Here is a 2,247-nt window from a genome sequence, read left to right on the forward strand (position 1 = left end):
TTCCAGCACCTTGCCGCCATGCGCAAGGCGCTCGATGCGCACACCAAGGCGGATCGTCCGACGGTTGCCGCAATTGTCGAGCGCATCGGTCCGATGCGCAACAAGGTGGCGACGGAAAACACCGCCGAGACCAGTGAAGCCCGCCGCGAGCGCCGCCGCAGCCGCGCCTGACCTTATCAGTCTTCGATTATTCGCTGTTGTCGGCGTAGCTCGACTGCGCCGACTTGAAGTCGACCACATTGTCGCCGCTCATCGTCATCAGCGCGCCGGATGAAACCGGATCGGTTATCTGCTCCAGCATGATGCGGAAGCGGTCGTTGGTCAGCGCCGACATGGCGGTGTTGCGGGCAGCGGTGACATTGTCGCTGATACGCCTGGATTCCGCCGACGGTGCCGACGAAGCGGCTGGCCCTTGAGCTGGAAGGTCTCGTGCCGGCAGTATCGAGTTGGCGATAGTCCTGATCTGCAATTTCGGCTCCCTCAAGCCCAGTACACCTGTCCCGTGTAGCAAGAGGGAGTTGCGATCCGGTACCGGAAATGCCGTGCAATTTAACGACCCGGAAAATTCTCCGAAAAAAAGGCCGGCAAGGTTTCCCTCGCCGGCCTGCCTCACCCGCCCGTTGGTCGGTTTCCCGTATCAGAACGATCCCATCTGAAAGAAACCGGCCGTCATCACCACTACCGGTTACCGCCCAGCGCCGAGGCAAGGCGCACAAGCGAGAGGAACTCGGACCTGTACCCAAACGGGTCGGCTCCTCGAGCGGCAGTGGCAATCTCCATGATCTTGTCGTAACCGAACTTCGCGGTCGCATCCTCGTCGCGCAGCTTCTGGCCGAAGGCAGCAACGGCGACGGAGAAACGCTGGTCGGTGCTGGCCTGGTCGAAGGACGAAATCTCGTTGGCCGAGGTCACCGGCGTGGTGATCAGCTTCGAGACGTCTTCATTCGGCAGCTTGTAGCGGATCTTGACGAAGGCATATTCGTCCGCATTGGCGACGCCGCCATTGTCCACCGACGCCTGGCCATAACGCAGCGGATCGATCTGCTCGCCACCGCTGCCCTTGGGCGTGATCTCGTAGATCGCGGTGACCGAGTGGCCCGAACCGATATCGCCGGCATCGACGCGGTCATTGTTGAAATCCTCGCGGTTGAGCGCCCGGGTCTCGTAGCCGATCAGGCGATATTCCGAGACCTTGTTCGGGTTGAACTCGACCTGGATCTTCACGTCCTTGGCGATGGTGAACAGTGTCGAGGAGGCATCCTCGACCAGCACCTTTTCAGCTTCGGCCAGCGTGTCGATATAGGCGGCGGTGCCGTTGCCGTTCTGAGCGATGGTCTGCATCATCTGGTCGTTCAGATTGCCGCGGCCGAAGCCGAACACCGACAGGAAGACACCGGTCTTGCGCTCCTTTTCGATCAGCCGCTTCAGATCATCATCGTCGCTCTGGCCGACATTGAAGTCGCCGTCAGTGGCAAGCATCACCCGGTTGACGCCATCCTTGACGAAGGATTTTTGCGCCAGCCTGTAGGCTTCCTTGATGCCCGCCTCGCCGGCTGTGCTGCCGCCAGGCGTCAAATTGTCGATGGCACTGAGGATCTTGTCCTTTTCGGACGCCTTGGTCGGCTCCAGGACTGTGCCGGCGTCACCCGCATAGGTGACGATCGAGATGGTGTCGTCCGCCTTCAGCTTGCTGACCAGCAGCCGGAAAGCCGATTTGAGCAGCGGCAGCTTGTCCGGCTCGTCCATCGAGCCCGAGACATCGATCAGGAAGACCAGATTGGCCTTCGGCTGCTCGGTCGGCTTGACGTCAAACCCCTTGATGGCGACGTGCATCAGCCTGGTCTGCGTGTTCCAAGGCGTTGGCATCACGCTGACGGTCGAGTTGAACGGCGTCGAGGCCGACTCCGGGCCCTTCCAGTCATAGGGGAAGTAGTTGATCATCTCCTCGACGCGCACCGTATCGGCCTGCGGCAAGGTGCCCTGCTTCAGCGAGCTGCGCACAAAGGAATAGGAGGCCGTGTCGACGTCGATCGAGAAGGTCGAGACCGGATCCTCGAGTGCCGCATGCACCGGATTGGTCTTGAAATCCTCGACGCGGTCGCGGTTTTCCTCCTGCGGCTGCATCTGGTCGGCCGGCAAGGTCGACGGCGGCTGCACCATCAGCTTGGACTCGGCCGGCATGCGGGCGGCCCGAGAGGTGCTGGGCGCGCTTATGGAGCCGTCCAGCGCAAACTCGCCCGTCGGAGC

General features: G+C 61.6%; 2 protein-coding genes and 1 pseudogene. 1 reads left to right on the top strand and 2 read right to left on the bottom strand.

Annotated features, from left to right (window positions below; genetic code table 11):
• A pseudogene (locus tag EN993_RS37875) lies at positions 1-171 on the top strand (methionine synthase); the annotation flags it as partial.
• A 16-nt stretch (positions 172-187) separates the two neighbouring features.
• Here EN993_RS37875 and EN993_RS37080 read toward each other — a convergent pair.
• Positions 188-469 (bottom strand): hypothetical protein, encoded by a 282-nt coding sequence (locus EN993_RS37080; RefSeq protein ID WP_164757744.1) that lies wholly within the window; start codon positions 467-469, stop codon positions 188-190.
• A gap of 209 nt (positions 470-678) precedes the next feature.
• Positions 679-2,247 (bottom strand): VWA domain-containing protein (locus EN993_RS21495; protein ID WP_245468928.1); only part of this gene is annotated, 1,569 nt, incomplete at its 5' end.

Source organism: Mesorhizobium sp. M7D.F.Ca.US.004.01.2.1, assembly GCF_003997785.1.
Classification (GTDB): domain Bacteria; phylum Pseudomonadota; class Alphaproteobacteria; order Rhizobiales; family Rhizobiaceae; genus Mesorhizobium; species Mesorhizobium loti.